The sequence below is a fragment of the Telluria sp. PB2R4 genome (assembly GCF_059685695.1).
Genome location: NZ_JCASIC010000015.1, coordinates 26,473 through 52,050 on the forward strand (window position 1 = coordinate 26,473; position 25,578 = coordinate 52,050).

At 65.6% G+C, this 25,578-nt stretch carries 23 protein-coding genes; 13 read left to right on the top strand and 10 right to left on the bottom strand.

Features of this window, described 5'->3' with window-relative positions; genetic code table 11:
• Nucleotides 1–8: 8 nt before the first annotated feature.
• Together AC56LU_RS20935 and AC56LU_RS20940 are read left to right on the top strand one after the other, a co-directional pair.
• A complete protein-coding gene (locus tag AC56LU_RS20935) occupies nt 9–905 on the top strand; it encodes a M48 family metallopeptidase (RefSeq protein ID WP_497177546.1) in 897 nt (298 codons plus the stop codon).
• Nucleotides 905–1,840 (top strand): pseudouridine synthase, encoded by a 936-nt coding sequence (locus AC56LU_RS20940; protein ID WP_497177547.1) that lies wholly within the window; start codon nt 905–907, stop codon nt 1,838–1,840. The genes AC56LU_RS20935 and AC56LU_RS20940 overlap by 1 nt, the downstream gene beginning before the upstream one ends.
• Nucleotides 1,841–1,846: 6 nt before the next feature.
• Here AC56LU_RS20940 and AC56LU_RS20945 read toward each other — a convergent pair whose 3' ends face one another.
• Nucleotides 1,847–6,073, bottom strand: a complete 4,227-nt coding sequence (locus tag AC56LU_RS20945; RefSeq protein WP_497177548.1) for an Ig-like domain-containing protein — start codon at nt 6,071–6,073, stop codon at nt 1,847–1,849.
• A gap of 188 nt (nt 6,074–6,261) precedes the next feature.
• Complete coding sequence (locus AC56LU_RS20950; protein WP_497177549.1) at nt 6,262–7,032, bottom strand: exodeoxyribonuclease III; 771 nt, start codon at nt 7,030–7,032, stop codon at nt 6,262–6,264.
• Between the two features lie 210 nt (nt 7,033–7,242).
• On the opposite strand from AC56LU_RS20950, the gene AC56LU_RS20955 reads away from it, so the two are divergent.
• Together AC56LU_RS20955 and pyrE are read left to right on the top strand one after the other, a co-directional pair.
• Nucleotides 7,243–8,739, top strand: coding sequence for a PAS domain-containing protein (locus AC56LU_RS20955; RefSeq protein ID WP_497177550.1), 1,497 nt, complete (start codon nt 7,243–7,245; stop codon nt 8,737–8,739).
• Nucleotides 8,736–9,395: an orotate phosphoribosyltransferase gene (pyrE, locus tag AC56LU_RS20960; RefSeq protein WP_497177551.1), complete on the top strand. Its 660-nt coding sequence runs from the start codon at nt 8,736–8,738 to the stop codon at nt 9,393–9,395. Before AC56LU_RS20955 ends, pyrE begins: the two co-directional genes overlap by 4 nt.
• A gap of 55 nt (nt 9,396–9,450) precedes the next feature.
• Here pyrE and gatB read toward each other — a convergent pair whose 3' ends face one another.
• The 3 genes from gatB to gatC form a co-directional block, all read right to left on the bottom strand.
• Nucleotides 9,451–10,911, bottom strand: a complete 1,461-nt coding sequence (gene gatB / locus AC56LU_RS20965; protein ID WP_497177552.1) for an Asp-tRNA(Asn)/Glu-tRNA(Gln) amidotransferase subunit GatB — start codon at nt 10,909–10,911, stop codon at nt 9,451–9,453.
• A 67-nt stretch (nt 10,912–10,978) separates the two neighbouring features.
• Nucleotides 10,979–12,454 carry an Asp-tRNA(Asn)/Glu-tRNA(Gln) amidotransferase subunit GatA gene (gene gatA, locus AC56LU_RS20970; RefSeq protein WP_497177553.1) on the bottom strand — a complete coding sequence of 492 codons (1,476 nt, stop codon included), beginning with the start codon at nt 12,452–12,454 and terminating at the stop codon, nt 10,979–10,981.
• Nucleotides 12,455–12,486: 32 nt separating this feature from the next.
• Complete coding sequence (gene gatC, locus AC56LU_RS20975) at nt 12,487–12,786, bottom strand: Asp-tRNA(Asn)/Glu-tRNA(Gln) amidotransferase subunit GatC (protein WP_497177554.1); 300 nt, start codon at nt 12,784–12,786, stop codon at nt 12,487–12,489.
• A gap of 334 nt (nt 12,787–13,120) precedes the next feature.
• On the opposite strand from gatC, the gene AC56LU_RS20980 reads away from it, so the two are divergent.
• From AC56LU_RS20980 to AC56LU_RS21010, 7 genes are all read left to right on the top strand, one after another.
• The gene (locus AC56LU_RS20980; RefSeq protein ID WP_027865858.1) at nt 13,121–14,164 is read left to right on the top strand and encodes a rod shape-determining protein; all 1,044 of its coding nucleotides are present in this window, start codon (nt 13,121–13,123) and stop codon (nt 14,162–14,164) included.
• Between the two features lie 117 nt (nt 14,165–14,281).
• Nucleotides 14,282–15,412, top strand: coding sequence for a rod shape-determining protein MreC (gene mreC, locus AC56LU_RS20985; RefSeq protein ID WP_497177555.1), 1,131 nt, complete (start codon nt 14,282–14,284; stop codon nt 15,410–15,412).
• The gene (mreD, locus tag AC56LU_RS20990) at nt 15,412–15,930 is read left to right on the top strand and encodes a rod shape-determining protein MreD (RefSeq protein WP_497177556.1); all 519 of its coding nucleotides are present in this window, start codon (nt 15,412–15,414) and stop codon (nt 15,928–15,930) included. The genes mreC and mreD overlap by 1 nt, the downstream gene beginning before the upstream one ends.
• A 33-nt stretch (nt 15,931–15,963) precedes the next feature.
• A complete protein-coding gene (gene mrdA, locus AC56LU_RS20995; RefSeq protein WP_497177557.1) occupies nt 15,964–17,922 on the top strand; it encodes a penicillin-binding protein 2 in 1,959 nt (652 codons plus the stop codon).
• Nucleotides 17,923–17,925: 3 nt separating this feature from the next.
• The gene (gene rodA, locus AC56LU_RS21000; protein ID WP_497177558.1) at nt 17,926–19,041 is read left to right on the top strand and encodes a rod shape-determining protein RodA; all 1,116 of its coding nucleotides are present in this window, start codon (nt 17,926–17,928) and stop codon (nt 19,039–19,041) included.
• A 75-nt stretch (nt 19,042–19,116) separates the two neighbouring features.
• Entirely contained in the window at nt 19,117–20,079 is a 963-nt protein-coding gene (locus AC56LU_RS21005; RefSeq protein ID WP_497177559.1) for a septal ring lytic transglycosylase RlpA family protein, read from the top strand.
• 284 nt (nt 20,080–20,363) lie between these two features.
• Nucleotides 20,364–21,323, top strand: a complete 960-nt coding sequence (locus AC56LU_RS21010) for a fasciclin domain-containing protein (RefSeq protein WP_497177560.1) — start codon at nt 20,364–20,366, stop codon at nt 21,321–21,323.
• Between the two features lie 91 nt (nt 21,324–21,414).
• On the opposite strand, the gene AC56LU_RS21015 is transcribed toward AC56LU_RS21010, so the two are convergent.
• The gene (locus AC56LU_RS21015; RefSeq protein ID WP_497177561.1) at nt 21,415–22,326 is read right to left on the bottom strand and encodes a LysR family transcriptional regulator; all 912 of its coding nucleotides are present in this window, start codon (nt 22,324–22,326) and stop codon (nt 21,415–21,417) included.
• Nucleotides 22,327–22,422: 96 nt separating this feature from the next.
• Here AC56LU_RS21015 and AC56LU_RS21020 point away from each other — a divergent pair, with 96 nt between their 5' ends.
• Both AC56LU_RS21020 and AC56LU_RS21025 read left to right on the top strand, forming a co-directional pair.
• Nucleotides 22,423–22,752, top strand: coding sequence for a nuclear transport factor 2 family protein (locus AC56LU_RS21020; protein WP_497177562.1), 330 nt, complete (start codon nt 22,423–22,425; stop codon nt 22,750–22,752).
• The gene (locus AC56LU_RS21025) at nt 22,749–23,531 is read left to right on the top strand and encodes an SDR family oxidoreductase (RefSeq protein ID WP_497177563.1); all 783 of its coding nucleotides are present in this window, start codon (nt 22,749–22,751) and stop codon (nt 23,529–23,531) included. Before AC56LU_RS21020 ends, AC56LU_RS21025 begins: the two co-directional genes overlap by 4 nt.
• A 91-nt stretch (nt 23,532–23,622) precedes the next feature.
• On the opposite strand, the gene AC56LU_RS21030 is transcribed toward AC56LU_RS21025, so the two are convergent.
• The 4 genes from AC56LU_RS21030 to AC56LU_RS21045 all read right to left on the bottom strand — a co-directional run bounded on the left by AC56LU_RS21030 (nt 23,623) and on the right by AC56LU_RS21045 (nt 25,577).
• Nucleotides 23,623–23,988, bottom strand: coding sequence for a GFA family protein (locus AC56LU_RS21030; protein ID WP_497177564.1), 366 nt, complete (start codon nt 23,986–23,988; stop codon nt 23,623–23,625).
• Nucleotides 23,989–24,218: 230 nt separating this feature from the next.
• A complete protein-coding gene (locus AC56LU_RS21035; protein WP_497177565.1) occupies nt 24,219–24,596 on the bottom strand; it encodes a hypothetical protein in 378 nt (125 codons plus the stop codon).
• Between the two features lie 15 nt (nt 24,597–24,611).
• Complete coding sequence (locus AC56LU_RS21040) at nt 24,612–24,776, bottom strand: hypothetical protein (RefSeq protein ID WP_497177566.1); 165 nt, start codon at nt 24,774–24,776, stop codon at nt 24,612–24,614.
• Between the two features lie 75 nt (nt 24,777–24,851).
• On the bottom strand, nt 24,852–25,577 hold the full coding sequence (locus AC56LU_RS21045) for an SPOR domain-containing protein (RefSeq protein WP_497177567.1): 726 nt from the start codon (nt 25,575–25,577) through the stop codon (nt 24,852–24,854).
• Between the last annotated feature and the right edge of the window lies 1 nt (nt 25,578).

Sequence of the window (25,578 nt, forward strand, 5' to 3'; positions counted from 1 at the left end):
TGACAAAAATGAAAAATCTGGCAGCAAGTCTTTCCCTGCTTGCCGCGCTCGGCACATCGGGCATCGGCAACGCCGTCGCCCAGGATAGCCGCAACACGACGGTCCAGGACGGCATCGAAGTCAGGCCCTTGTCGCGCCTCAGCAAGCTGATTCCATCGGAACAGCTCAATGAAGCGGCAGCGCAGCAATACACGCAGATGATGAGCCAGGCGCAGCAGAAGGGCGTGTTGCTGCCGCCCTCGCATCCGGAAGTGCAGCGCCTGCGTGCCATCGCCAAGCGCATCATCCCGCATACGGCGCGCTGGAACCAGGATGCCACCCAGTGGCAGTGGCAGGTCAACGTGATCGACGCGAAGGACGTCAACGCCTTCTGCATGCCGGGTGGCCGGATCGGTTTCTTTACCGGCATCCTGACCTCGCTTAAGCTGACCGACGATGAAGTCGCGGCCGTGATGGGGCACGAGATCGCCCATGCCCTGCGCGAGCACAGCCGCGAAAAGATAGCCAAGCAGGGCCTGACCAATGCGGGCGCCCGTATTGGCGGCGCGCTGCTTTCGGGCATTTTCGGCATCGACCCGGGCATCACCGGCACCATTGCCAACTATGGCGCCCAGTTCGCCGGCCTGAAGTTCTCGCGCGACGATGAGCGCGAGTCCGACCTGGTGGGCCTGGACATCGCCGCCCGCGCCGGCTACGACCCGCGCGCCGGCATCGCCCTGTGGCGCAAGATGGCGGCGCTGGACAAGCGCGCGCCGATCGAGCTGCTGTCGACCCACCCGGGCGGTGAGAGCCGCATCAACGACATGCAGGCGCACATGAACGTCCTGTTGCCTGTCTACGCGCGCGCCAAGGGCACCACCGCCGCCAAGCTGCCGCCTTACCGGACCAATGTCGCCCTGCGTTGATGGCTGGTAGCAGGAAAGGCCGCCAGGCCGAAGCCAATGCCTACGTGCCGCTGCCGGTGCGCGAGGGCGTTGCGCCCAGCTACCTGTGGCTGACCGAGACCGTCGCCGGCGGCATGCTGCACTTCCTGGCCGAACGCTTTCCCGACGTGACCGAAGCCGCCTGGGCGCGGCGCCTGGCGCGCGGCGAGATCGTCGACGCCAAAGGCGTGCCGCTGACCGCCGACAGCCAGGTGCGCCGGGGCATGCGCATCTGGTACTACCGCGAGCTGGAGCAGCCAGAAACCCCGATCCCGTTCCAGGAAGCGGTGCTGTACCAGGACGAGCACCTGCTGGTGGCCGACAAGCCGCACTTCCTGCCGACCATCCCGACCGGACGCTTCCTGCACGAGACCCTGCTCGTCCGTCTGAAAAAACGCTTCGACCTGCCGCACCTGGTGCCGATCCACCGGCTCGACCGCGAGACTGCGGGCGTGGTGATCTTCTCGCACAACCCGGCGACGCGCGGGGCCTACCAGTCGATGTTCCAGAAACGGGTGGTGACCAAGGTGTACGAGGCGCTCGCGGGTCCGATCGAGGGCCGGGAATTCCCCTTTACCTACCGCAGCCGCATGCAGGATGCGGAGCAGTTCTTCGTCAGCAGGGAGGTGCCGGGCGAGCCGAATTCGGAAACGCTGGTCGAGCTGATCGAGCGGCGCGGCGACGTGGCGCATTACCGGCTGCATCCGCACACCGGCCGCAAGCACCAGCTGCGCCTGCACCTCTCAAGCCTCGGCGCGCCGATCCTGAACGACGCCTTTTATCCGGTGGCGCTGCCGTGCAAGGGCGACGATTTCAGCGCGCCGCTGCAGCTGCTGGCGCGCTCGATCGCGTTCGACGATCCGCTTCACGGCCAGCCGCGCCGCTTCGACAGCGGCTTCCGGCTCGACTGGCCCTGACGCGGGTCAAAGGATCGAAAACTCCCACTCCGGGACCCCGATGACGGCGGCGTTTCCCGCCAGGTCGGTCACGCTGTTGTTTTGCCACTGCATGCGCAGCAAGCCGGTCAGCGTGATGTTAAAGCTCAGGACATTGCCCTCACCCGTGATTTGCCAGCCATTGCCGCTGTTGTCGGCGTCGTAAGAAGTGCTCGAGTCGGGACCGCGAAGGTCGAACCGGCCGCTCGAATGGAATCGGATCGCTTCGTCGAAGCCCAGGTCGAACCGGCTGCCGATGAGGCTGCCAGCGAGGTTCGTCAGCGACGGACCCACGGTATCGATGGTCAAGCCCAGTGGATCCGAATCGGGACCCTGGTTGCCGGCCAGGTCGAACTGGCGCACGCGCACCTGGTGAACGCCGTCCGCCAGCGCGCTGCTGGTGATCGACCAGTTGCCCGAGGCGTCCGCCGTCGCGCGGCCGATTTCGCTGGAGCCCAAAATCAGGGCCACTTCGGCGCCCGCCAGCGCGCCACCGCCGCTGAAGGTCGGCGTGGCGTCGTTGGTGAGGTTGTCGGTGAACGAGCTGCCGCTGTCGCTCGCCTGGTCCAGGTCGGGGGCGGGCAGCGCCGCTGTCGGCGCGCTGGTGTCGATCTGCAGGTTGAACGATTCGGAATAGCCGCTCTTGTTGCCGGCGGCATCGAACTGCTTCAGGCCGACGCTGTGGTAGCCCTCGCCGAGCGCGCTGCTGGTGATGGTCCAGTTGCCCAGCGCGTCCGTGATGGCGTCGCCCACTTCGCGTTCGTCCACGAACAGCGCCACGACGCTGTTGGCCATGGCGCCACTGCCGGTGAAGGTCGGGGTCGTGTCGTTGGTGATGCCGTCGCTGTGCGAGACGCCGGTGTCGCTGGCTGGGGCCAGCAGCGGCTTGGGCGGCGCGCTGGACGGTCCGGTGCGGTCGACCTCGAATGTGACCGATGGCGATTCGGCGCCGAGGTTGCCGGCCTGGTCCACCTGGCGCACCTTGAAGGTGTACGTGCCTTCCTCCAGCGGGGCGCTGACCTGGGCGGTCCAGTTGCCGGCCGCGTCGCTGACTCCGCGGCCGTATTCGGCCGCGCCGAGCACGATCCTGATCTCGGCGTACGGCTCCGCGCCGCTGCCGTGCAGGACAGCGTAGCGCTCGTTCGTGATGCCGTCGCTGTTCGAGATGCCGCTGTCGGTGTAGAGGACAGGGGCGGACAGCGCGCCCGGCGCCACGGTGTCGATTGTCAGCGCCAGCGCCGGCGATGCCGCGCTGGTGTTGCCGGCGCGGTCGACCTGCTTGACCGTGAGGCTGTGCACGCCGTCCGGCAGCGCGGTCGCCGATCCGAGGGTCGCGAACCAGAGGCCGTCGGCATTGGCGGTGGCCGTGCCCACCAGGGCCGCCCCGTCGTAGACCTGGACCGTGGCATGGGCCTCGACGACGCCGGACAGCGTCGGCGAATTGTCGCTGGTACGGTCGCCGAGGTAGCCGGTATCGCTGCCGCTCGCCAAGGCCGGGGCGCTGGGGGCCACCGGCACGACGCTGTCGATCGTCAGCGCCAGCGGCGCCGAAACGGCGCTGCGGTTGCCGCTGCCGTCCACCTGCCTCGCCGTCAGCTCCCACACGCCGTCCGGCAGCGGTGTCGGCGTGCCGAGGGTCAGGCTCCAGGCGCCGCTGGTGTTCGCGGTGGTGGTCCCGAGCAGGCTGGTGCCCGCGTAGATCTCGACCGTGGCATTGGCCAGTGCCGTGCCGGACAGGGTAGGCGAGTTGTCATGGGTGATGCCGTCGCCGGGCGTGCCCGAGTCGCTGGCCGAGGCCAGCACAGGCGCCGCCGGCGCCGCCGGAGCGGCCGGCGGGTTCGCCGTTGCGCCGCTGATCGTCAGCGCCAGGACAGGCGAGGCGTCGCTCTTGTTGCCGGCGCGGTCGACCTGCCTGACCGTGATGTCGTGCAGGCCATCCGCCAGCAGCGAGGCCGAGCCGATGGTCACGCTCCAGGCCCCGCTGGCATCCGCGGTGGCGAAATCGAGCAGGGTGCCGCCTTCGTAGATCTCGACCGTGGCATGGGCTTCCGCCGTGCCGGACAGGGTGGGCGAATTGTCGCTGGTGATGCCGTCGCCGAGCGTGCCTGAGTCGCTGGCGGCGTCCAGCACGGGCGCCGCCGGGGCCACCGGCGCGGCGGTATCGACCCGCAGCGCCAACACGTCGGAAGCGCCGCTTTCGTTGCCGGCGCGGTCGCGCTGCACGACCGTCAGGTCGTGCACGCCGTCCGTCAGCGGCAGGATCGAGCCGATGTGCCAGGCGCCGGAAGAGTCGGCGACGGTGCTGCCAAGCAGGGTCGACCCTTCATAGATGCGGATGCGCGCGTGCGCCTCGGCGCTGCCACGCAGCGCCGGGGACGCGTCGTTGGTGATGTTGTCGCCGGGCGTGCCGGAATCGCTCGCAGCGGCCAGCGTCGCAGCCGCCGGGGCAACCGGCGCGGTGGTGTCGATCACGAGCTCGGCCAGCGACCCGTAGCCGTCGTGAATGGCGTCGAATTCGATGTGGGCCGCATCCAGCAGCTTGCCGGACAGGTCGGCGACCCGTCCCGCCAGTGTCGACGTGTCGGCAATAGCCAGCCTGGCGATGTCGTCGTTCTCGGCGACCGTGTAGACGAACAGCATCTGGTTGCCGTACGCCTCGACGAACCGGGCTTCCCTGCCGTTGTTCAGGACCAGCGCCGGCAGCGTCGCGCCCTCCTGCACGTCCTCGCTGAAACTGACATAGAACTCGATCTCGTCGCCGGCGCCGTAGTGGCGGCTGCCGTAGGTATATACGGTGACCTGCTCGGCGCTCGGCAGCAGGCCGTCATCGGTATGGAAAGCGATTTCGTACTCGTCGAGCGGGTTGCCGGCGGTGTCGGTCAGGGTGCGGGGCAGGACGATCCAGTAGCTCACGTCCGGCATCAGCTCGTGGACCGCGGGGGGGATGCGCAGGGTCAGTCCGTCCGGTGACAGCCAGCTGGTGTCGAAGGCGATCCGGCGCTGGCCGTCGCCGATCCAGATCGCCAGCATGTCGTCCCTGTACTCCGGATCGTCGGTCTCGGTGTCGGCGGACCAGTGCACGGCTTCGGTGAAGGTGATGACCAGGCTGGCGTCGAGGTCGATCGCGACATGGCCTTCGGGCGCGCTTGCCACCCCGGGCGCTTCCGTATCCATCGTGACGAAGCGCGTCACCGCCGGGCTGGCGTGGCCATTGCCGACGACGCGCGCCTCGATCGTGTTCGCTCCGTCACGGAAGTGGTGGACAGGCTCGTCCCCGACGCGCTCGCTCGCGCTGTCGTAGCGCCAGGTCGTGATCCCGTCCGAGGTGGAAAAGCCGATGGTCGACGAATCGACCGTGCGGCCGTTGATCACCAGCTCGAGGTGCTCGCCTTCGTCGATGGTGCCGACCAGGGTGCCGGAAACGATCTGGCGAGGGTCATTGGTGATGCCGTCGCTCCCGCTGGTGCCGTTGTCATGGACAAGCCGGAGCTCGGCGCCGACGTGGGAGTCGACCAGCGTATCGACCGCATACGGCGACGATGTGACGGTGCCGGTGTGCGGCACGTCGTGGCGCGGCTGGACGGCGGCCAGGTTCAGGCGCACGACATTCGCCGCGGAATCGACGCTGTCGTCCTGCACCAGCCTGAACCGCCAGCTCAGCCCGTCCGCGCTGTGCGACACGTACTCGACCCGCGCATGCTCGGCGCTGAAGACGGACGAAGGGACTTCATCGACCGCATGCGAGAAGGTGACGACCATCTCGAGCGGCGCGCCGGCCATCAGGACGCCCTCGGCCAGCGCAACGGTCGCACTCAGTGCGGGTATCGGCTCGCCTGCCGGCGTGGTGAAGCTGGCGCTGCCCGGCGCAGTGATGGCGCCGGCGGGCTTGCCGCCGCTGAGCAGCGTGCCGGCGCCCATGTACACGTTCAGGCTGGCGCCAGGCGGCAGCCCGGCGGCGTCGAACAGCACGTGGGTGCCGCTGACCTGCACCTGGTCGAGTGCAATCTCTTTGGTGAAGGTGGCGCCGACCACGCGCAGCTTGGGCTGGCCGGTGACGCGGTCGATCACGGTCTGGACGGCGCCGTCGGTGACGAAGATCGAGCCGCTTCCCTTGCCCATCGCCGACGCGAAGTTCAGGTCGATATGGGTGACTCCGTCGACCGTCCTGGCGGAGGTGGTCGGGAAGGCGGAAGAGATAGGGGAGGTCGAGGTCATGGCGCCGTTGTTGTTCCGACAACGGAACATTCTGATTAGAAAGTTACCACACGGATAGTATCAACAAAAAGGCATGCCATTTCGCCAAAGCTGCCGAAGTGGTGCATTTTTGCATCAAAACGGCAGCGAATCCCCCCGACGTGGGGGACAGAGATCTAGAAGCAAAGCTTATAGATCATGGGTGACTATTAGAGATCGTAATCAATGATGAGCGGGGCGTGATCGCTGAATTTCTCGTCCTTGTAGATCGAGACCGACTTGGCGCGCGCCGCGAGTCCCGGGGTAGCGACGTGATAGTCGATACGCCAGCCCACATTCTTGGCATAGGCCTGGCCGCGGTTGCTCCACCAGGTGTAGTCGGCGGCTTCCGGAGCCACCACGCGGTGCACGTCCACCAGGCCGATCTCGTCGAAGATGCGGGTCATCCAGGCGCGTTCTTCCGGCAGGAAGCCCGAGTTCTTCTGGTTGCTCTTCCAGTTCTTGAGGTCGATTTCCTTGTGCGCGATGTTCCAGTCGCCGCAGATCACAACTTCGCGGCCTTCCGCCTTCAGCTCGGCCAGGTGTGGCAGGAACACTTCCATGAAGCGGAACTTGGCCAGTTGGCGTTCCGGCGACGAGGAACCGGACGGGCAATACACCGAGATGACGGTCAGGTTGCCGAAGTCGCAACGGGTGTAGCGGCCTTCGGCATCGAATTCCATGCACCCGAAGCCGATGCGCTTGTTGTCCGGCGCCGTGCGGCTGTAGACGCCGGTGCCCGAGTAGCCCTTCTTTTCGGCGTAGTGGAAGTGGCCGTGATAGCCGTGCGGCGCGAGGAATTCCTCGGTCATGTCGGCCTGCTGCGCCTTCAGTTCCTGCACGCAGATGTAGTCGGCGGACTGGGTGGCGAGCCAGTTGAAAAAACCTTTTTTGTGGGCGGAACGGATACCGTTCAGGTTTGCTGAAATGATTCGTGGCATGGATCGTGTGAGTGAAGATGGCGGCCAGCGTGTGGCCAGAAGCGACCACAGTTTAGCGCGTTTTGTGTCTACCCGGAACTTGATATCTATCCAAATTGGGCGAGAAAATGCTGCGCCGCAGCATGCTAGACTACTGGTCTACATTGTCTGGCAATTCCAGGTTTTTCGAAATCTGGATGCGTGGCGCAACCGCAACTTTCAGCATGGTCCATGAAGATCAATACCGATAGTGCTTTTCCTGGCAGCGGCCTTCCCCGTATCGTTCGCTTCTATGCCGATGAAGCCGCGTTGCTGGCCGAGGTCGCTGGTTTCCTCGAAGCAGCACGTTCCGTCCGTGCCGCCAGCATGGTGATCGCGACCCCGGCGCATTGCGCCGGTATCCGGGGCCTGCTCGCCACTCCCGGCGGCGTGCTCTATCTCGACGCCGACGCCACCCTGGAGAGCCTGCTGGTCGATGGCTGGCCGGACGAGCAGCGGTGTCGCGCCATGTTCGCGCCGCTCCTGGCCGGCGCCGCATCGAGCTCCGCTCCGGTGCACGTGTTCGTCGAGATGGCCGCACTGCTGTGCGCCCAGGGCCGCTATCAAGCCGCAGTGCGGCTGGAACAGTTGTTGGAGATGCTGTGCGCGGACTACCGACTGGCCCTCTACGGCGCCTATTCATGGCGCCTGTTTCCAGATGCGGCGCAAGCCCAGGCCTTTGAAGACATTTGCGCCGGGTATGACCGTGCCTACGGCAGCACGGTGCACGGTGCCAACCTCGATCTCAAGGGACGCTCGCTCGCACAGGCGCGCCGCGAACAGATGGCGACTGCGGCGGGAAGCGAGGCGCCGGGCTTCCAGCGGCGCTCCGAACCGGGCGAGGTCGTCGAAGGCCTGCATCGCGTGGGTCCGGACGGCACCATCCTGTGGGCCGACCGTGGCGAGCTGCAGATGCTCGGCTACCGCTGGGAAGAATACGTTGGCCGCCATATCGCCAACTTCCACGTCGACGTCGAGATCGTCGACCTGATCCTGGACACCTTGTTGTCGGGCGGCGCCCTGGCCGACCAGCCGGCGCGGCTGCGTTGCAAGGACGGGACAATCCGCCATGTGAAGATGTGTTCCAGCAGCTCTTTCGAGAATGGCCGGCTGCGTTACGGCGTCGTGATGACGCGCGACGATACCGAGTGCAACGAGGGCGCCGCCGTACTGACGCAGCGCGAACGTCTGCTGATCGATTCGCCGGTCGCCGTGGCCCTGTTGATGGCGCCCGACCTGCGTTTTCGCCTCGCGAACCGGCACTTCTGCGACCTGTTCGGCCAACGTCAGTTGGTCGGCAAGCGCCTGGCGGAGGCGCTGCCGCAGTTGCGGTATGGCGCGGTCGAAGCGGCGCTGGAGCACGTCTTCGAGACCGGCCAGGCCTGGCGCGAGGAGGAGCTGGGACTGGTATTGCCAGACGGAGGCGGCATGCCGGTCGAGCGCTTCTTCAATGTCGACCTGGAGGCTTTGTACAAGACCAGCGGCGAGCGCCACGGCGTGATGACCGTGGTCGTCGACGTGACCGGAAACGTGCGCAGGCGCCGTGCGGCCAGAACGCAGCTTCCGCAAGCCCGGGCGGATGCTGGAAAGGGGCCGGCAGTCCGCTCAGGAGTGAATCGACCGGACCGGCGCAGCGTCGACCTGGCGGTTTACAATAAGCGCTTTCGATTATTCAGGAGAAGCACGTGAGCGATCTGCGCCAGGAGTTTATTGCGTTTTCGGTGAAGGCCGAGGTATTGAAGTTCGGTCAATTCACGACCAAGGCGGGACGCCAGTCGCCGTACTTCTTCAACGCAGGCCTGTTCCACGACGGCGCGACACTGGGCCAGCTGGCCGGGTTCTACGCGCAGACGCTGCTCGATTCGGGCGTGCAGTTCGACATGCTGTTCGGCCCGGCCTACAAGGGCATCACGCTGGCATCGGCTACTTCCGTGGCGCTGGCCGCCAAGGGCCGCAACACCTCCTTCGCGTACAACCGCAAGGAAGCCAAGGACCACGGCGAGGGCGGCACCATCGTCGGCGCCAGGCTGGCGGGCAAGGTGGTGATCATCGACGACGTGATTTCGGCCGGCACCTCGGTGCGCGAATCGGTCGACATGATCCGCGCCGCGGGCGCCGAGCCGGCGGCCGTGCTGATTGCGCTCGACCGCATGGAGCGCTCGGGCAAGGATGGCGCGCTGTCGGAGCACTCGGCGGTGCAGCAGGTGTCGAACGAGTTCGGCATCCCGGTGATCTCGATCGCCAACCTGGACGATTTGTTCACCTACCTCTCCAACGACGCCGGCGCCGACCTGGGCGCACATAAAGAGGCCGTCGCCGCCTACCGCGCCCGCTACGGCGTCTGATTCTGCGGACGTAAAAAAACCGGAGCATGCTCCGGTTTTTTGCACAGCGGGCCGGTTAGCCTGCCAGTTTCTTCTTCAGCAGCTCGGTCACCTGGGCCGGGTTGGCCTTGCCTTTCGATGCCTTCATGGCCTGGCCGATCAGTGCGTTGATCGCGGCTTCCTTGCCGGCGCGGTACTGTTCCACCGACTTGGCGTTGGCGGCCAGCACTTCGTCGACGATGGCTTCGAGCGCGCCCGTGTCCGAAATCTGCTTCAGGCCCTTCTGCTCGATCACGGTGTCAGCCAGATTGACCTCGCCGGATTTCGCTTCCCACATGGCGGCGAACACTTCCTTGCCGGCCTTGTTCGAGATGGTGCCGTCGGCAATGCGCTTGAGCAGCAGCGCCAGCTGGGCGGCGGACACCGGCGAGGCGTCCAGTTCCACGCCTTCGCGGTTCAGGGTCGACGAGACGTCGCCCATCATCCAGTTCGCGGCAGCTTTCGCATTTTCCTTGCCGGCCTCGGCCACCACGGCTTCGTAGTAGGTCGCCATCGCTTTGGAGGAGGTCAGTACCAGGCTGTCGTACTCCGGCAGGCCGTAGTCGCCGGTGAAGCGCGCGCGCAGGGCGCCCGGCAGTTCGGGCATCTCGCCCTGGATGCGGTCGATCCAGTCCTGGCCGATCACCAGCGGAGGCAGGTCCGGGTCGGGGAAGTAGCGGTAATCCTGCGCGTCTTCCTTGGTGCGCATGGAGCGGGTTTCCTTCTTGTCCGGGTCCCACAGGCGGGTCGCTTGGATCACCCTGCCGCCGTCTTCGATCAGCTCGATCTGGCGCCGCACTTCGTAGTGGATCGCTTCTTCCATGAAGCGGAACGAGTTCAGGTTCTTGATCTCGCAGCGGGTGCCGAATTCCTTCTGGCCCATCGGGCGCACCGAGACGTTGACGTCGCAGCGGAACGAACCTTCCTGCATGTTGCCGTCGCAGACGCCCAGCCACACCACCAGCGAGTGCAGGGCCTTGGCATAGGCCACCGCCTCGTTCGCGCTGCGCATCTCCGGCTCGGACACGATCTCGAGCAGCGGCGTGCCGGCGCGGTTCAGGTCGATGCCGCTCATGCCGGCATAGTCTTCGTGCAGCGATTTACCGGCATCCTCTTCCAGGTGGGCCCGGGTCAGGTTGACGGTCTTGGTCTCCAGCTTGCCGTCCTTCTCGTAGGCGAAGCTGATGGTGCCGCCCTGGACCACCGGGTCCTCGAACTGGCTGATCTGGTAGCCCTTCGGCAGGTCGGGGTAGAAGTAGTTCTTGCGGGCGAACACCGACTGCGGCGCGATTTTCGCGCCGACGGCCAGGCCGAAGCGGATCGCGCGCTCGACGGCGCCGCGGTTCAGGACCGGCAGCACGCCCGGCAGCGCCAGGTCGACCGGGCTGGCCTGGGTGTTCGGCTCGGCGCCGAAGCGGATCGAGCTGCCGCTGAAGATTTTCGAGTTGGTCGTGAGCTGCACGTGGTTCTCAAGACCGATGACGACTTCCCATTGCATATCTATTCTCTCTTTTTCTGTGGTGCGCTGGCGTTAGTTGAACGCGTGGGCGGGAGACCCGCCCACCCTACACGCCTTCCGGCGCGCGGGTGTGCCAGTCGGTCACCTGCTGGTACTGGTGCGCGATGTTCAGCAGCTTCGCTTCGGCGAAGTAATTGCCGATGATTTGCAGGCCGACCGGGCGCTTGCCGTTTTTTTCACCCTGGCCGAAACCGACCGGGATCGACATGCCCGGCAGGCCCGCCAGGCTGGTCGACAGGGTATAGATGTCGGCCAGGTAGTTCGCCACCGGGTCGTTCGCCTTGCTGCCCAGGTCCCAGGCCACCGTCGGCGCCACCGGGCCCATGATCACGTCGCACTTGTCGGCGAAGGCGGCCTGGAAGTCGTCGGCGATCAGGCGGCGGATCTTTTGCGCCTGCACGTAGTAGGCGTCGTAGTAGCCGTGGCACAGCACGTAGGTGCCGACCATGATGCGGCGCTGGACCTCGCGGCCGAAACCTTCGGCGCGGGTTTTGCGGTACATGTCTTGCAGATCCTTGTACTCGCTGGCGCGGTGGCCGTAGCGCACGCCGTCGAAGCGCGACAGGTTGCTCGATGCTTCCGCCGGGGCGATGATGTAGTAGGTCGGGATCGACAGCGCGGTCTTCGGCAGCGAGATCTCCACCAGGGTGGCGCCCAGCTTGACGAATTCGTCCAGGGCGCCACGCACGGCGCTTTCGACGTCGCTTGCCAGGCCTTCGCCGAAGTATTCCTTCGGCACGCCGATCCGCAGGCCGGCCAAAGGCTTGTTCAGGTCGCGGGTGTAGTCCTCGGCCGCGTTGCCCTGTTCGACCGTCAGGCTGGTCGAGTCCCGCTCGTCGAAGCCGATCATGTCGTTCAGCAGCAGCGCGCAATCCTCGGCGGTCTGGGCGATCGGGCCGCCCTGGTCGAGCGACGAAGCAAACGCGATCATGCCGAAGCGCGACACGCGGCCGTAGGTCGGCTTGATGCCGGTGACGCCGCAGAATGCGGCCGGCTGGCGGATCGAGCCGCCGGTGTCGGTGGCGGTGGCGGCCGGCGCCAGGCGGGCGGCGATCGCGGCGGCCGAGCCGCCCGAGGAGCCGCCCGGCACGGCCAGCGGATCCCAGGGGTTCTTCACTGCGCCGAAGGCCGAGTTCTCGTTGGCCGAGCCCATCGCGAATTCGTCGAGGTTGACCTTGCCCAGGGTGACCATGCCGGCGCGTCCGAAGCGTTCGACCACGGTGGCGTCGAACGGACTTTCATAATTGGCCAGCATCTTCGAGCCGGCTGTGGTGCGCCAGCCACGGGTGACGAAGATATCCTTGTGCGCGATCGGCACGCCGGTCAGCGGGCCGGCGCTGCCGTCGGCGATGCGCGCGTCGGCGCTCGCGGCCTGCGCCAGCGAACGCGCGCGGTCCAGGTGCAGGAAGGCGTTGTGGCTGCTCGCTTCGATGCGGTCGAGGTAGTGGCCGGTCAGTTCGACGCTCGAGACCTGCTTCGATTGCAGGAGCGCGGACAGCTCTTTGATGGTCTTGTTGTGCATGTGCGTGTCTCTTGAGGAGCGGGTTGCGTGGATTACTCGATGACCTTCGGGACCAGGTACAGGCCGTCCTGCGCCTTCGGCGCCGGCGCCTGGTAGTCCTCGCGGCGGTTCTCTTCGGTGACCACGTCGTCGCGCAGGCGCAGCGGCAGCGCCATGATGCTTGCGAGCGGCTGCGACAGCGGCGCGACACCGGTCGTGTCCACCGCCTGCATCTGTTCGGCCAGGGCGAAGATGCCGTTCAGCTCGGCCAGCGCGGTTTCGGCGTGGGCGTCATCCATCTCGAGCTGGGCCAGGTTGGCGATGCGTTTTACGTCTGAAAGTGTCAGGGACATGGCAAGGGGCGCGGCGCGAAGCCGCGTGCAAAATGTGGTTGGGCTAATAACGAAAGTTGGCAAGCAGTCAGCGAACGGCGTGCTACGTCCGATAAAACCTTGGAAACACCGCCGATCTCGCCTTGGAATTGGGGGGTAAAACCGCCCGTTTTCGGCATTTAATCGACAAATTATAAGGTAGAATGGCGGGCTAATGCGCTGTCGGGCTGAAAGGCCGCCCGCCGCAGGAAAGACCGCGCTGCCCAGGTAGTTGCAACACGACCCTCCGGGCGGGTGCGGCGAAGACAATTTCTATCAATTTTCACGCGCAGTTCGACGCGCCATCAGGACACACATGTTTGGTTCTTTACGCAGCTACTTCTCGAATGACCTGGCGATCGACCTCGGCACCGCCAATACCCTGATCTACGTGCGCGGCCTGGGCATCGTGCTGGACGAGCCATCGGTCGTCGCGATTCGCCAGGAAGGCGGTCCGAACGGCAAGAAGACGATCCAGGCGGTCGGCAAGGAAGCCAAGCAGATGCTGGGCAAGGTGCCGGGCAACATCGAGGCCATCCGCCCGATGAAGGACGGCGTGATTGCCGACTTCACCGTCACCGAGCAGATGCTCAAGCAGTTCATCCGCATGGTGCACGACTCCAAGTTCTTCCGCCCGTCGCCGCGCATCATCATCTGCGTGCCCTGCGGTTCGACCCAGGTCGAGCGCCGCGCGATCCGCGAATCGGCCCTCGGCGCCGGCGCCTCGCAGGTCTACCTGATCGAAGAGCCGATGGCGGCCGCGATCGGCGCCGGCCTGCCGGTCTCGGACGCCACCGGCTCGATGGTGGTCGACATCGGCGGCGGCACCACCGAAGTCGGCATCATCTCGCTGGGCGGCATGGTCTACAAGGGTTCGGTGCGCGTCGGCGGCGACAAGTTCGACGAAGCCATCGTCAACTACATCCGCCGCAACTACGGCATGCTGATCGGCGAACAGACCGCCGAGGCGATCAAGAAGGCAATAGGGTCCGCCTTCCCGGGTTCGGAAGTCAAGGAAATGGAAGTCAAGGGCCGCAACCTGTCCGAAGGCATCCCGCGCTCGTTCACCATCTCGAGCAACGAGATCCTGGAAGCCCTGACCGACCCGCTCAACAACATCGTCTCGGCCGTGAAGAACGGGCTGGAACAGGCGCCGCCGGAACTGGGCGCCGACATCGCCGAAAAGGGCATGATGCTGACCGGCGGCGGCGCGCTGCTGCGCGACCTCGACCGTCTGCTGATGGAAGAGACCGGCCTGCCGGTGCTGGTGGCCGAAGACCCGCTGACCTGCGTGGTGCGCGGCTCTGGCATGGCGCTCGAGCGCATGGACAAGCTGGGCTCGATCTTCTCCTACGAATAACACCAACACGACGGCGCGGCCGATGTGACAGCGGGCAGGGCGTGCGGCATGGGCCGCGCGCGTCTGCCCGCGTTGGCATTCGCACCGTTCGCCGCCTAGACAGGACGCCAATAGGGCATGCAATACAGTCCGCCGCCGCTTTTCAAACAAGGTGCCCCTGCCCGGGTCAAGGCGATCGTCTTCGCCCTGATTTCGGTGCTGCTGCTGGTCGTCGACGCCCGCTACCAGACCCTGGCTTCGGTGCGCCAGGTGGCCGCCACCGTCCTTTATCCGGTGCAGATGGCTGCCCTGATGCCGCGTGAAGCGCTCGGCAACATGGCCGGCTACTTCTCCTCGATTTCCTCCCTCCAGAAAGAAGTCCGCGAGCTCAAGATCCAGGAGCTGGCGCAGGCGCGCGTGCTGCAGCAGGCCCAGCTCCAGATGGCCGAGAACGCGCAGCTGCGCCGCCTGATGGATGCGCGCGCCCACCTGCCGGTCCAGGCGCAGATGGCCGAGATCCTGTACGACGCCCGCGACCCTTCCACCCGCCGCATCGTGATCGACCGCGGCTCGCGCAACGACGTCGTGCCCGGCCTGCCGGTGATCGACCATGCGGGCGTGGTCGGCCAGGTCACGCGCGTGTTCCCGTTCACTTCCGAGGTCACGCTGCTCACCGACAAGGACCAGGCGATTCCGGTGCAGGTGCTGCGCAGCGGCCTGCGCAGCATCGCCTACGGCCGCGGCCAGTCCGGCCTGCTCGATCTGCGCTTCGTGGTGGCCAATGCCGACATCCAGGTCGGCGACGTGCTGGTCACCTCGGGCCTGGACGGCATGTACCCGGCCGGCCTGGCGGTGGCCAAGGTGGTGCAGGTCGAGAACGTCGCCGCCGGCGCCTTCGGACGCGTGGTGTGCCAGCCGCTGGCCGGCATCGACCGCCACCGCCAGGTACTGGTCATCATGTCGCAGTCGAAGCTGCCGCCGCGCCCCCAGGCCGAGAAGCAGGCTACGGCCACGCGCCGCAAGCTGCCGGACATGGCGCCGATCCCGGTGCCGCCGCTGGCGCCGGCGCCGCTGCCGCCGCAGGGCGTGCCGGCGCAGACGACCCAAGGCGTGGGCGCCGCGGCCGCCGGCGCCGCCCAGCAGGCCGCGCCGGCCGTGAGTACGGCAAGGCCGCCGGCTCCTCAGCCCGCCGCAGCCACCTCGATCACCCCGGCCGCAGCCGCCACCACGTCCGGCAACCCACGCCCGGCCACCAGGGAGGGCCAATAATGCCCGGTAACCGTCCGCACTACATCCTGCTGCCCGTCAGCCCGCTGTTCATCACCTTCAGCCTGGTGTGCGCCTTCATGCTCAACCTGCTGCCGATGGGCCGCTGGGGCGGCGCGCCCGACTTCGTCGCGCTGGTCCTGGTGTTCTGGGGCATCCACCAGCCGCGCAAGGTCGGCATCGGCGTCGCCTTCGTCATGGGCCTGCTGATGGACGTGCACGACGCCAGCCTGCTGGGCGAGAACGCGCTCGCCTATACGCTGCTGTCCTACCTGGCCATCATGATCCACCGCCGCGTGCTGTGGTTCCCCGTGATGACCCAGGCCATGCACGTGTTCCCGCTGCTGCTGCTGGCGCAGGCGGTGCAGGCCTTCGTCCACTTCACTGCGTCGGGGCGTTTCCCGGGCGTGCTGCACTTCGTCGAGAGCCTGGTCGCAGTCGCCCTGTGGCCGGTGATCACCTGGCTGCTGCTGGCGCCGCAGCGCCGCGCCGTCGACCGCGACCATACCCGGCCGATCTGATCCCGATCCGACCGCACCAATGAGCTTTTCGCCGTGACCGAATTCAAGGACAACGACCGCGAGATCCACCTGTTCCGCATGCGCCTCACGGCGTTGGTGGCGCTGGTCTTCATCTGCTTCTCCCTGCTGGTGGGGCGCTTCGTCTGGCTGCAGGTGCTGCGCCACGACCAGTTCGTGCTGCAGGCCGAGGGCAACCGCATCGCGCTGGTGCCCATCGTGCCCAACCGCGGCCTGATCGTCGACCGTAACGGCGTGGTCTTGGCGCGTAATTATTCGGCGTACACGCTCGAGATCACGCCCGCCAAGTTGCAGGCCAACATGGAGTCGACCATCAACGAGCTGTCCAAGCTGATCGCCATCGAGCCGCGCGACCGGCGCCGCTTCAAGCGCTTGCTGGAAGAGTCGCGCAGCTTCGCCAGCGTGCCGCTGCGCACCCGCCTGACCGACGACGAGGTGGCGCGCTTCACCGCGCAGCGCTTCCGCTTCCCGGGCGTGGAGGTGCAGGCGCGCCTGTTCCGCCAGTATCCGCTGGGCGAAAGCGCTTCGCACGTGATCGGCTACATCGGCCGCATCAACCAGAAAGAGGCGGCCAGGCTCGAAGAGGACGGCCTGGATGCCAACTACAACGGCACCGAGCATATCGGCAAGGAAGGCGTCGAGAAGAAGTACGAGACTTACCTGCACGGCACTACCGGCTACGAGCAGGTCGAACGCACCGCCGGCGGCCGGGCGATCCGCACCCTGGCGCGCACCCCGCCGACCCCGGGCAGCAACCTGATCCTGTCGATCGACATCGAACTGCAGAAGATCGTCGAGGAAGCCTTCGGCGAGCAGCGCGGCGCGCTGGTGGCGATCGAACCGGAGACCGGCGACGTGCTGGCTTACGTTTCGCGCCCGGGCTACGACCCGAACCTGTTCGTGGACGGCATCGACACCCAGAACTGGAACGAGCTGAACACCTCGCTCGACCGGCCGCTGATGAACCGGCCGCTGTCGGGCACCTATCCGCCGGGGTCGACCTTCAAGCCCTTCATGGCCCTGGCCGCGCTCGAACTGGGCTTCCGCAAGCCGAGCGACGGCATCCGCGACCCGGGCTTCTACGTGCTGGGCGGGCACCGCTTCAACGACGACAAGCCGGGCGGCCACGGCTACGTCGACATGTACAAGTCGGTGGTGGAGTCCTGCGACACCTACTACTACCAGCTCGGCAACGAGATGGGCATCGATAACATCTCGAACTTCATGGGGCAGTTCGGTTTCGGTCATCCGACCGGCATCGACCTCGACCACGAGAGGACCGGCGTGCTGCCGTCCAAGGAGTGGAAGGCGCAGCGCTTCCGCAAGAACCCGCGCGCAGGCAAGTGGGTCGGCGGCGACACCATCTCGATCTCGATCGGGCAGGGCTTCAACAACTACAGCATGATCCAGCTGGCGCACGCGGTCTCGACCCTCGCCAACAATGGCGTGGTGATGAAGCCGCACCTGGTGAAGATGATCGAGGACGGCGCCACCAAGCAGCGTTCGCTGACCGTGCCGAAGGAATCCCGGCGCATTCCGCTCAAGCAGGAAAACATCGATTTCATCAAGCACACCATGGTGGGCGTGACCCAGGAATCGTACGGCACCGGCCACCGCGCCTTTGCCAATGCCGGCTACATCTCGGCCGGCAAGACCGGCACCGCGCAGGTGATCGGCCTGAAGGGCCAGAAATACAATGCCAGCGCCATCGACGAGCGCCATCGCGACAATGCGCTCTACGTCGCCTTCGCGCCGGCCGACAAGCCGAAGATCGCGCTGGCCCTGATCGTCGAGAACGCCGGCTTCGGCGCGGCCGCCGCGGCGCCGATCGCGCGCAAGGCGCTCGACTACTACCTGCTGGGCAAGCGTCCGCCACCGCCGAAGCCGAAGGATGCGCCGGCCGGCGCCGCGCCCAAGGCCGCACCGGTGCCGGTGGTCCAGGCCGCTGCCGCACCCGTCACCCGAAAGGAATAAGCCATGGCGCACATTCGAGAACGCCGCTCGCTGCGGCGCCGCCTGCGTCCGTACTTCACCGTATTCGACTGGCCGCTCGGCCTGGTGCTGTTCGTGCTGATGATGACCAGCGTGATCACCATGACCTCGGCCGGCGCCGAGTACCCCGACCGCGTCGAGCACCAGATCCGCAACTTCATCCTGGCGTTCGGCGTCATGTGGATCGCGGCCAACGTGCCGCCCCAGACCCTGATGCGGCTCGCGGTGCCGATCTACACGGTCGGGGTCGCGCTCCTGATCGCGGTGGCCATGTTCGGCATCATCAAGAAGGGCGCGCGGCGCTGGCTGTACGTGGGCGTCGACATCCAGCCCTCCGAGATCCTCAAGATTGCGACGCCGCTGATGCTGGCCTGGTACTTCCAGCAGCGTGCCAACGCCAACACCTGGAAGAACTACGCCATCGCCGCCGTGCTCCTGCTCATCCCGTTTACCCTGATCGCCAAGCAGCCCGACCTCGGTACCGCGCTGATGGTGGGCGCATCGGGCTTCTACGTGATCTTCCTGGCCGGCCTGCCGTGGAAGGCCCTGATCGCGCTGGCGGTTTCCGCCGCGGCGGCAATGCCGATTGCCTGGTCGATGCTGCACGACTACCAGCGCGAGCGGGTGATGACGCTGTTCGACCCGACTTCCGACCCGCTCGGCAAAGGCTTCCACATCATCCAGTCCGAAATCGCCATCGGCTCCGGTGGTTTGATGGGCAAGGGTTACGGCCAGGGTACCCAGGGCGCCCTGGAGTTCGTCCCCGAGCAGACCACCGACTTCGTGTTCGCCGTGTATTCGGAAGAATTCGGCCTGGTCGGCAACCTGTTCCTGCTGTTCGTCTACCTCTTGCTGATCGGGCGCGGCCTGATGATCGCGGCCAACGCGCCGAATACCTTTTCGCGCCTGCTGGCCGGCGCGATCACGATGATGTTCTTCACGTATGCGTTCGTCAACATGGGCATGGTGATCGGTATCCTGCCGGTCGTCGGAGTTCCGCTGCCTTTCATGAGCTATGGCGGCACAGCCTTCATTACGCTCGGGCTCGGCGCTGGTATATTGATGAGTATTCAAAGACATCGTAAACTGGTGCAGACGTAATCGAACAAGGACGTTTGAATGGCCGTTCCAAGAAACAGATTTGTAACGACCTTTGCTACGGTCATCGGCTCGGCATTGCTTGCAACACAACTCGTCGGCTGCGGCACCACCGATTCCGGCGAGCGTAAAAGCCTGATTCCGCTGCCGTGGAAGCATCCCACGGCAAAGCATGGCGACGTACCCAAGCTGCCACCCGCCAGGTCCGGGCGCGGCGGCTACTACAAGGACGACGGCCCCGGCCTCAATCCGCCGCCCGGCCTGATGGACCTGCCCGATGCGGTGGTCAAGGCCGAACCCTATGCCAAGTGGGCCAACCGTCCCTATTCGATATTCGGCCAGACCTATACCCCGATCCTCCACCAGAATCCTTTCGTCCAGCGTGGCGTGGCCAGCTGGTACGGGGTCAAGTTCCACGGCCAAAAGACCTCGTCGGGCGAGCTCTACGACATGTACAAGATGACGGCCGCGCACCCGACCTTGCCGATTCCTTCCTATGCACGCATCACCAGCGTCGAAACCGGCAGGTCGGTGGTGGTGCGCATCAATGACCGCGGTCCCTTCCACGCCAGCCGCATCGTCGACGTCTCGTACACGGCGGCGCTCAAGCTCGGCCTGCTGGGCAAGGGCAGCCACCAGGTCGAGGTCGAACGCCTGTTCCCGAACGACCCGATCCGCATGGCCTCGGAACGCCGCAGCCTTGCCTCGGAAGCACAGTCGGCGCCGCCCGAGATCGCGGCGCTGATGCTGGAAGACCGGGTGCGCACCGACAGCGCGGCAGTGGCGCAGGTCGTGCCCAAGCTGGTGCCGCGCGGAACCTTCTACGTCCAGCTCGGCGCCTACGGCCGCGCCGGTACCGCGGAAGCCATGAGTGAACGGCTCAGCGAGGCCGGCGTCGAAGTCGGCAAGCTCGAAGTGGTCAAGGTGGGATCGGTGAACCGCCTGTACGGCGGGCCTTTCGAAAAGCGCGACGATGCGCTGGAGGCGGCGCGCTCCGTACCTTCCTCGTTCGGGCTGAAGCCGATCGTCGTCAAGCGCTGAGCGGCTGCGTGCCTGAAGCGCCATCGTCGATTTTCCTTATTGCTTGTCCCGATATGTGAACCGGATTTTTTGCAATCAATCCCGATTTTCTGCGCTAATTCGCCAGAATGACCCAATAGTGTCCCGATTTTAGGCGGTTCATCATTCGTGCGTGCGCGTCGGCGTTTTATAGTCGAACCGTCAAGGCCGGCATGCTGCCGCAGAACGCATGCAAGCGGCCGACGACTCAAGGACTTTCCCGCTCTTGCGGGAAAGACGCGCGCAGAGACGATCGGGAGACGCAGATGAACGTACGAGATTTTCTGAAATACGGATTGGCTGCCGCGGCACTTGCCGGCGGCTTGGCCGGGTGTGGCGGCGACGACGATGACGATATGCAGCCGCTCAAGCAGGCGACGATCGCCGAGGTCGCGCAGCAGCAGGGATTCAATGCCTTGCTGGCGGCGGTGACCAAGGCCGGCATCGGCAACACGCTGGCCGATACCAACGCACAGCTCACGGTCTTCGCCCCGACCGACCAGGCGTTCACCGACCTGGCACGCCGGCTCGGCTACGCCGATGCCACCGCGATGGTCAGCGCCTTGCCGCCGAGCGCCCTGCAAAGCATCCTGACTTACCACGTACTGGGCACCAAAAAGCTGGCGGCGGACCTGGTCGCCGGCGGCGCGACGCAAGCGAGCGCCTACACCTTCGCCAACGCGCCGGCGCGCCTGAACTTCGACTTTACCAGCGGCGTGAAGATTACCGATGCGGCGTTGACCACCGCAACCGTGGTGACGCCCAACGTGGCCGCCAGCAACGGCGTGATCCATGCGATCGACAAGGTGCTGGTGCCACCGGGTGTACTCAACGTCGTCCAGATGGCCCAGGCGAATCCGATCTTCAGTTCATTGGTCACCGCGGTGACCAGCGCGAACCTCCAGGGGACGCTCAGCGGCGCCGGGCCGTTCACCGTGTTCGCCCCGACCAATGCCGCTTTTGCCGCAGCGCCGCAAAACCTGAGCGCCGCCCAGTTGCGGACCGTGCTGACCTACCACGTGCTGGGCAGCCAGGTGCTGTCGACGCAGATCCCGTTCGGCACGCCGGTGGCCACGCTGGCCGGCCAGAACCTGGTGTTCTCCGCCGGCACGCCGCCGACGGTGCGCGACACCACACCGGTACAGGCAAAGATCGCTCCGGTCGACGTACGGGCCAGCAATGGTGTCATCCACGTGGTCGACAAGGTCTTGATTCCTGCCCTGTAGCGGCGGGTCCGGATCACCGGGCCGGACCTGTCTCCTCACTGGCAAGGCCGCAGCTGCACGCCGGCGAAGTCGCCGGCGACGCCCGCCCTGCTCAGGGTCGATCGAATGGTGGCCGATCCAGCAGACAGTCGATGAATGCACCGAGGGGCGCCGGGCGATGCTGCCTGTTCGGATAGTAAAGGAACAGCCCCGGGCGCGAGATCGACCAGTCCGCAAGGACGCGAACCAGCCGTCCCTGCGCCAACAGCACACCCACGCCATCTTCCTCGAAGTGATAGGCAATGCCGAGTCCGTTCAGGGCGGCGGCAATGCCGATGTCGGCGTGATTGGTAACGACAGGGCCGTCCACCGCCACGTCGAATTGATCTTCCCCCTTCTTGAACTGCCAGCGATAATGCCTGCCCTCCATCTGGAGCCGCCAGTTGATGCATGCATGCTCGTGCAGATCGGCGGGTGACTGAGGGATGCCCCGGCGCGCGAGGTAGTCAGGAGACGCCACCGCGACCATGTTCAGGTCTGGCGTCAGGCGGATCGCCACCATGTCCTTTTCGAGCCGTCCCCCCACGCGAATGCCTGCGTCGAAGCGGCCGGCAACGATATCGGCCAGCGCGTCGTCGACCACGATGTCGAGCACGACATCCGGGTGCGCTTGATGAAAGCGTGCAAGCCGGGGAGCGATGACCGTTCTTGCTGCAATGCCCAGCGTGTTGATCCGAAGCGTGCCACTCATCTGCCCTGTGGCCTCGCTGGCTTCGGCGACGGCCACCGCCATTTCCCGAAACAAGGGGGCCAGGCGGCCATAGAGTTGCTCGCCGCTCGCCGATGGCGCGACGCTTCGGGTAGTGCGGTTGAGGAGCCGTGCGCCGATGCGGCTTTCGAGCTGGCGGATAGTCTGGCTGAGTGCGGAAGGCGATAAACCGAGATGCTCGGCCGCCCGGGCGAAGCTCCGGCGTTCGACGACGGCGACAAAGGCCTTCAGCTCGGCAAAGTCGGATCCACGCATTATGGTCTCTTTTCTACATAGCAAATACTGATTCTAGTGCATTCACTAAACTGACGCCATCTGGCACGCTATGAACTTTCCACCAAGGAGTTCGCCATGTCAGCTTTTATTCTTCCCGACCCGATCACCGCCTACTTGGCGGCCGATATGCAAGGTCCCGATGAGGTCGCCCGCTGTTTCACCCCCCAGGGTGTCGTGAAAGACGAAGGGCGAACCCATCTCGGCCGCGAAGCCATCAAAGCATGGAAAACCGAGTCGTCGACGCTGTACACCTACACCACCGAGCCATTCTCCATGGAGCTGATCGATGGTGTTCATGTGGTCTACTGCCACGTGGCCGGCAGTTTTCCAGGCAGTCCGATCGATCTCAAGTTACGGTTCCGCCTCGAGCGCGGCCTGATCGCCAGCCTGGAGATCAGCGTATGAGCTTCGACCTTCGACTCGATGGCCTGCGGGCAGTGGTGACCGGCGGTACGATGGGGCTGGGCGCGGCAGTCGTGCACGCCTTGTTGCAGGCCGGGGCCCGGGTGGCGACATCCGCGCGCACCGTTCCAGCCGCACCGATGGACGGTGTCACCTATATTCCTGCCGATCTGACGACGGCCGACGGCGTGGCCCACGTCGCCCAGGCGGTCCTCCAGGACTGGGGCGGTGTCGATATCGTGATCAACGTGCTGGGTGGATCTGGCACGCCAGGCGGCGGCTTCGCCGCCATCAGTGACGAGCATTGGATGGCGGAACTGAACCTGAATCTGATGTCCGCGGTACGCCTGGATCGCGCGCTATTGCCCTCGATGCTAGCCCAAGGCTCGGGTGTCGTCATCCATGTCAGTTCGATCCAGCGCCTGATGCCGCTGCCTGAATCGACCACCGCCTATGCCGCGGCCAAGGCGGCGCTCACGACGTACAGCAAGTCCCTGGCGAAGGAAGTCATGCCCAAGGGTGTGCGCGTGCTGTCCGTCGCGCCAGGGTGGATCGAGACCGAGGCATCCGTGCGACTGGCGGAAAGGCTGGCCGCCCAGGCTGGAATGGACTACGAAGGGGGCAAGCGCGCGGTGATGGATTCGCTGGGAGGCATTCCGCTTGGCCGGCCTGCCAGGCCCGAGGAAGTCGCCGACTTGATCGTTTTCCTCGCATCGCCGCGTGCCGCCTCGATCTCCGGGTCCGAGCACCGCATCGACGGCGGCACCGTGAACACGCTGTGACCGGCGCCAGCCTGGCGGCGCATGCCGCAGGCAGGGCAAGGCCATGTGTTCCCATTGCTCAGGCAGGCTGCTTGAGCGGCTGACTGAGCAGCTACCTGAGCGGCAGCCAGGGCGGCCTGGTGTCGGGGTGCAGTTCGATCTCGACCGGTTCGGTGAAGGGCGTGTCCAGCGTGCCCAGGGTGACGGCGATGCGCTCGGGCGAGTGCTCGCTGCGCCAGAACAGGGTGGAACCGCATTGCCGGCAAAACGCGCGCCGGCCGTGGTCGGAGGACGCGTACTCGGTGATGAAGTCCTCGCCGCGTTCGATGCGCAAGCCGGCGCGTGCGATATTGGCGTAGGTGCCGGCAGCCGCACCATGCTGCTTCTGGCACATGGTGCAATAGCAGTGGCTGGCGCTGTCTACCGGGCCCGCAGCCTGGTAGACGACAGCGCCGCACAGGCAGCTTCCTTTCAGCATGCATTCAATCATCGCTTAGCATCTCAATCAATGTCTTGGCCTGATTGTACGAAATCCCAATCGCTCCGTGCACTGCCGCCTTGGAGAGCGATGACGCACCGTGAATCAGTTCGCGTAACGCGCCAACTGCTGCTGCTTCGAAATCGGGGTGATTACGCAGCTCAAACCGGAGTTCGCCCGACAAACAACACCAGCCCGTCGGTCCAGGCGCGCACGAGTACGTCTCCGTCCTAATCGAGACTGCGCAAACGCGCAACAGCAGCATTGATTCTGGACGCTTCAGCATTGGCATCGGGCACGCCAATAACCAGCCGGGACCATTCTTTGTGGTCCAACTCGATCACGACCGTTTGCAGCTTACGCTGCGTGAAAATGAACTGTCTTTCGCCATGACGAATGAACGTTCCAGCTGCGATCACGAATGGGGTATGAGTTCCGGGCATGCGCCAGCCGAGCTTCATGCCGCCCGCACCGCCAAAGCCGCACGCTTCTCTAGCCCCCTTTATTTGTGCGATTTGAACGCGGATATCAGACGTCAGTGCCATCATCTTCTCCCATTTTCCGAGATGAACGATGAGTTCGTGATCGGTCAATTCCAGTCGAGGCATCCTTACTCCTGAGCTTTAGAATTTTGCAACGAACAAGCAGGGCTGACCCTTATTCATCGATTCCAAGGAAGCGAAAGCCGAACGATATCCCATGAGACGGCGCAGCAAGATGGCGGCGCGGCCGGCATCCCGCGCGTCTTTCGACAGGCCGGCCGAGGCGGGATACAGCTTGCCGTTCATCGACGCGTCATGGACAAGCATCATAGGACGCCGACAACAGGATGTCTTGCCAGGCTGGTATGCCTGTGCGCGCCCTTAGCGGCAAGGCCGCAACTGCACGCCCGCGAAGTCGTCGGCAATGCCCGCCACGCGGCCACGCTCGTCCGGCGTCAGGTTGCGGAACTGCCAGGTCGTGCGGGTGCCCTGCGGGCCGCGCGGCAGCACGCGCACGCCGCGCACGCCCTGTTTTCCGAGCGCCGCCACCAGGCTCTGTGCCGACGCCTCGGTCTTGAACACGCCCAGCGACACCGCCCATTTCAGCGGCGACTCTCCCTGCATCACGAAGAAGTTCGCGACCCCGCGTTCCTTCAGTTCGGCCACGCGCAGGTCGGCGCCTTCCTTGCCGCCGTTCGGCGGCAGGTAAACCAGGTGGCTGGTGACTTCCTGGAAGGGCACGCTGGTGCGGGTCGCGCGCGCGCCGAGCGCGAGGCGTGCGATGCGGGTGTCGAAGCGGCGCGCATCGCTGGCCGCGAAGGCGCCGGCCTGGGTACAGGCGATGGTCTCGACTGCCGGCGCAGGTGCAGGCGCAGGTTCGGCAGGCTGCGGCACAGGTGCGGCCGGCGTGTCGGTCGACGGTGCGGCGGCGGTGGCGGCGGCGCGCGCTTCGGCCGGGCTGAGGAGCACCATGCGCTCGGCGGCCAGCTGGTTCTTCAGGCGCTGCGGCTCGCGCTCGCCGCTGTCGAGTTTGCCGAGGTAGCCCTGGACATACGCGACCAGCAGGGCGTTCAGCGCCAGCAGTGCCCAGAATACGAATTTCAACAAG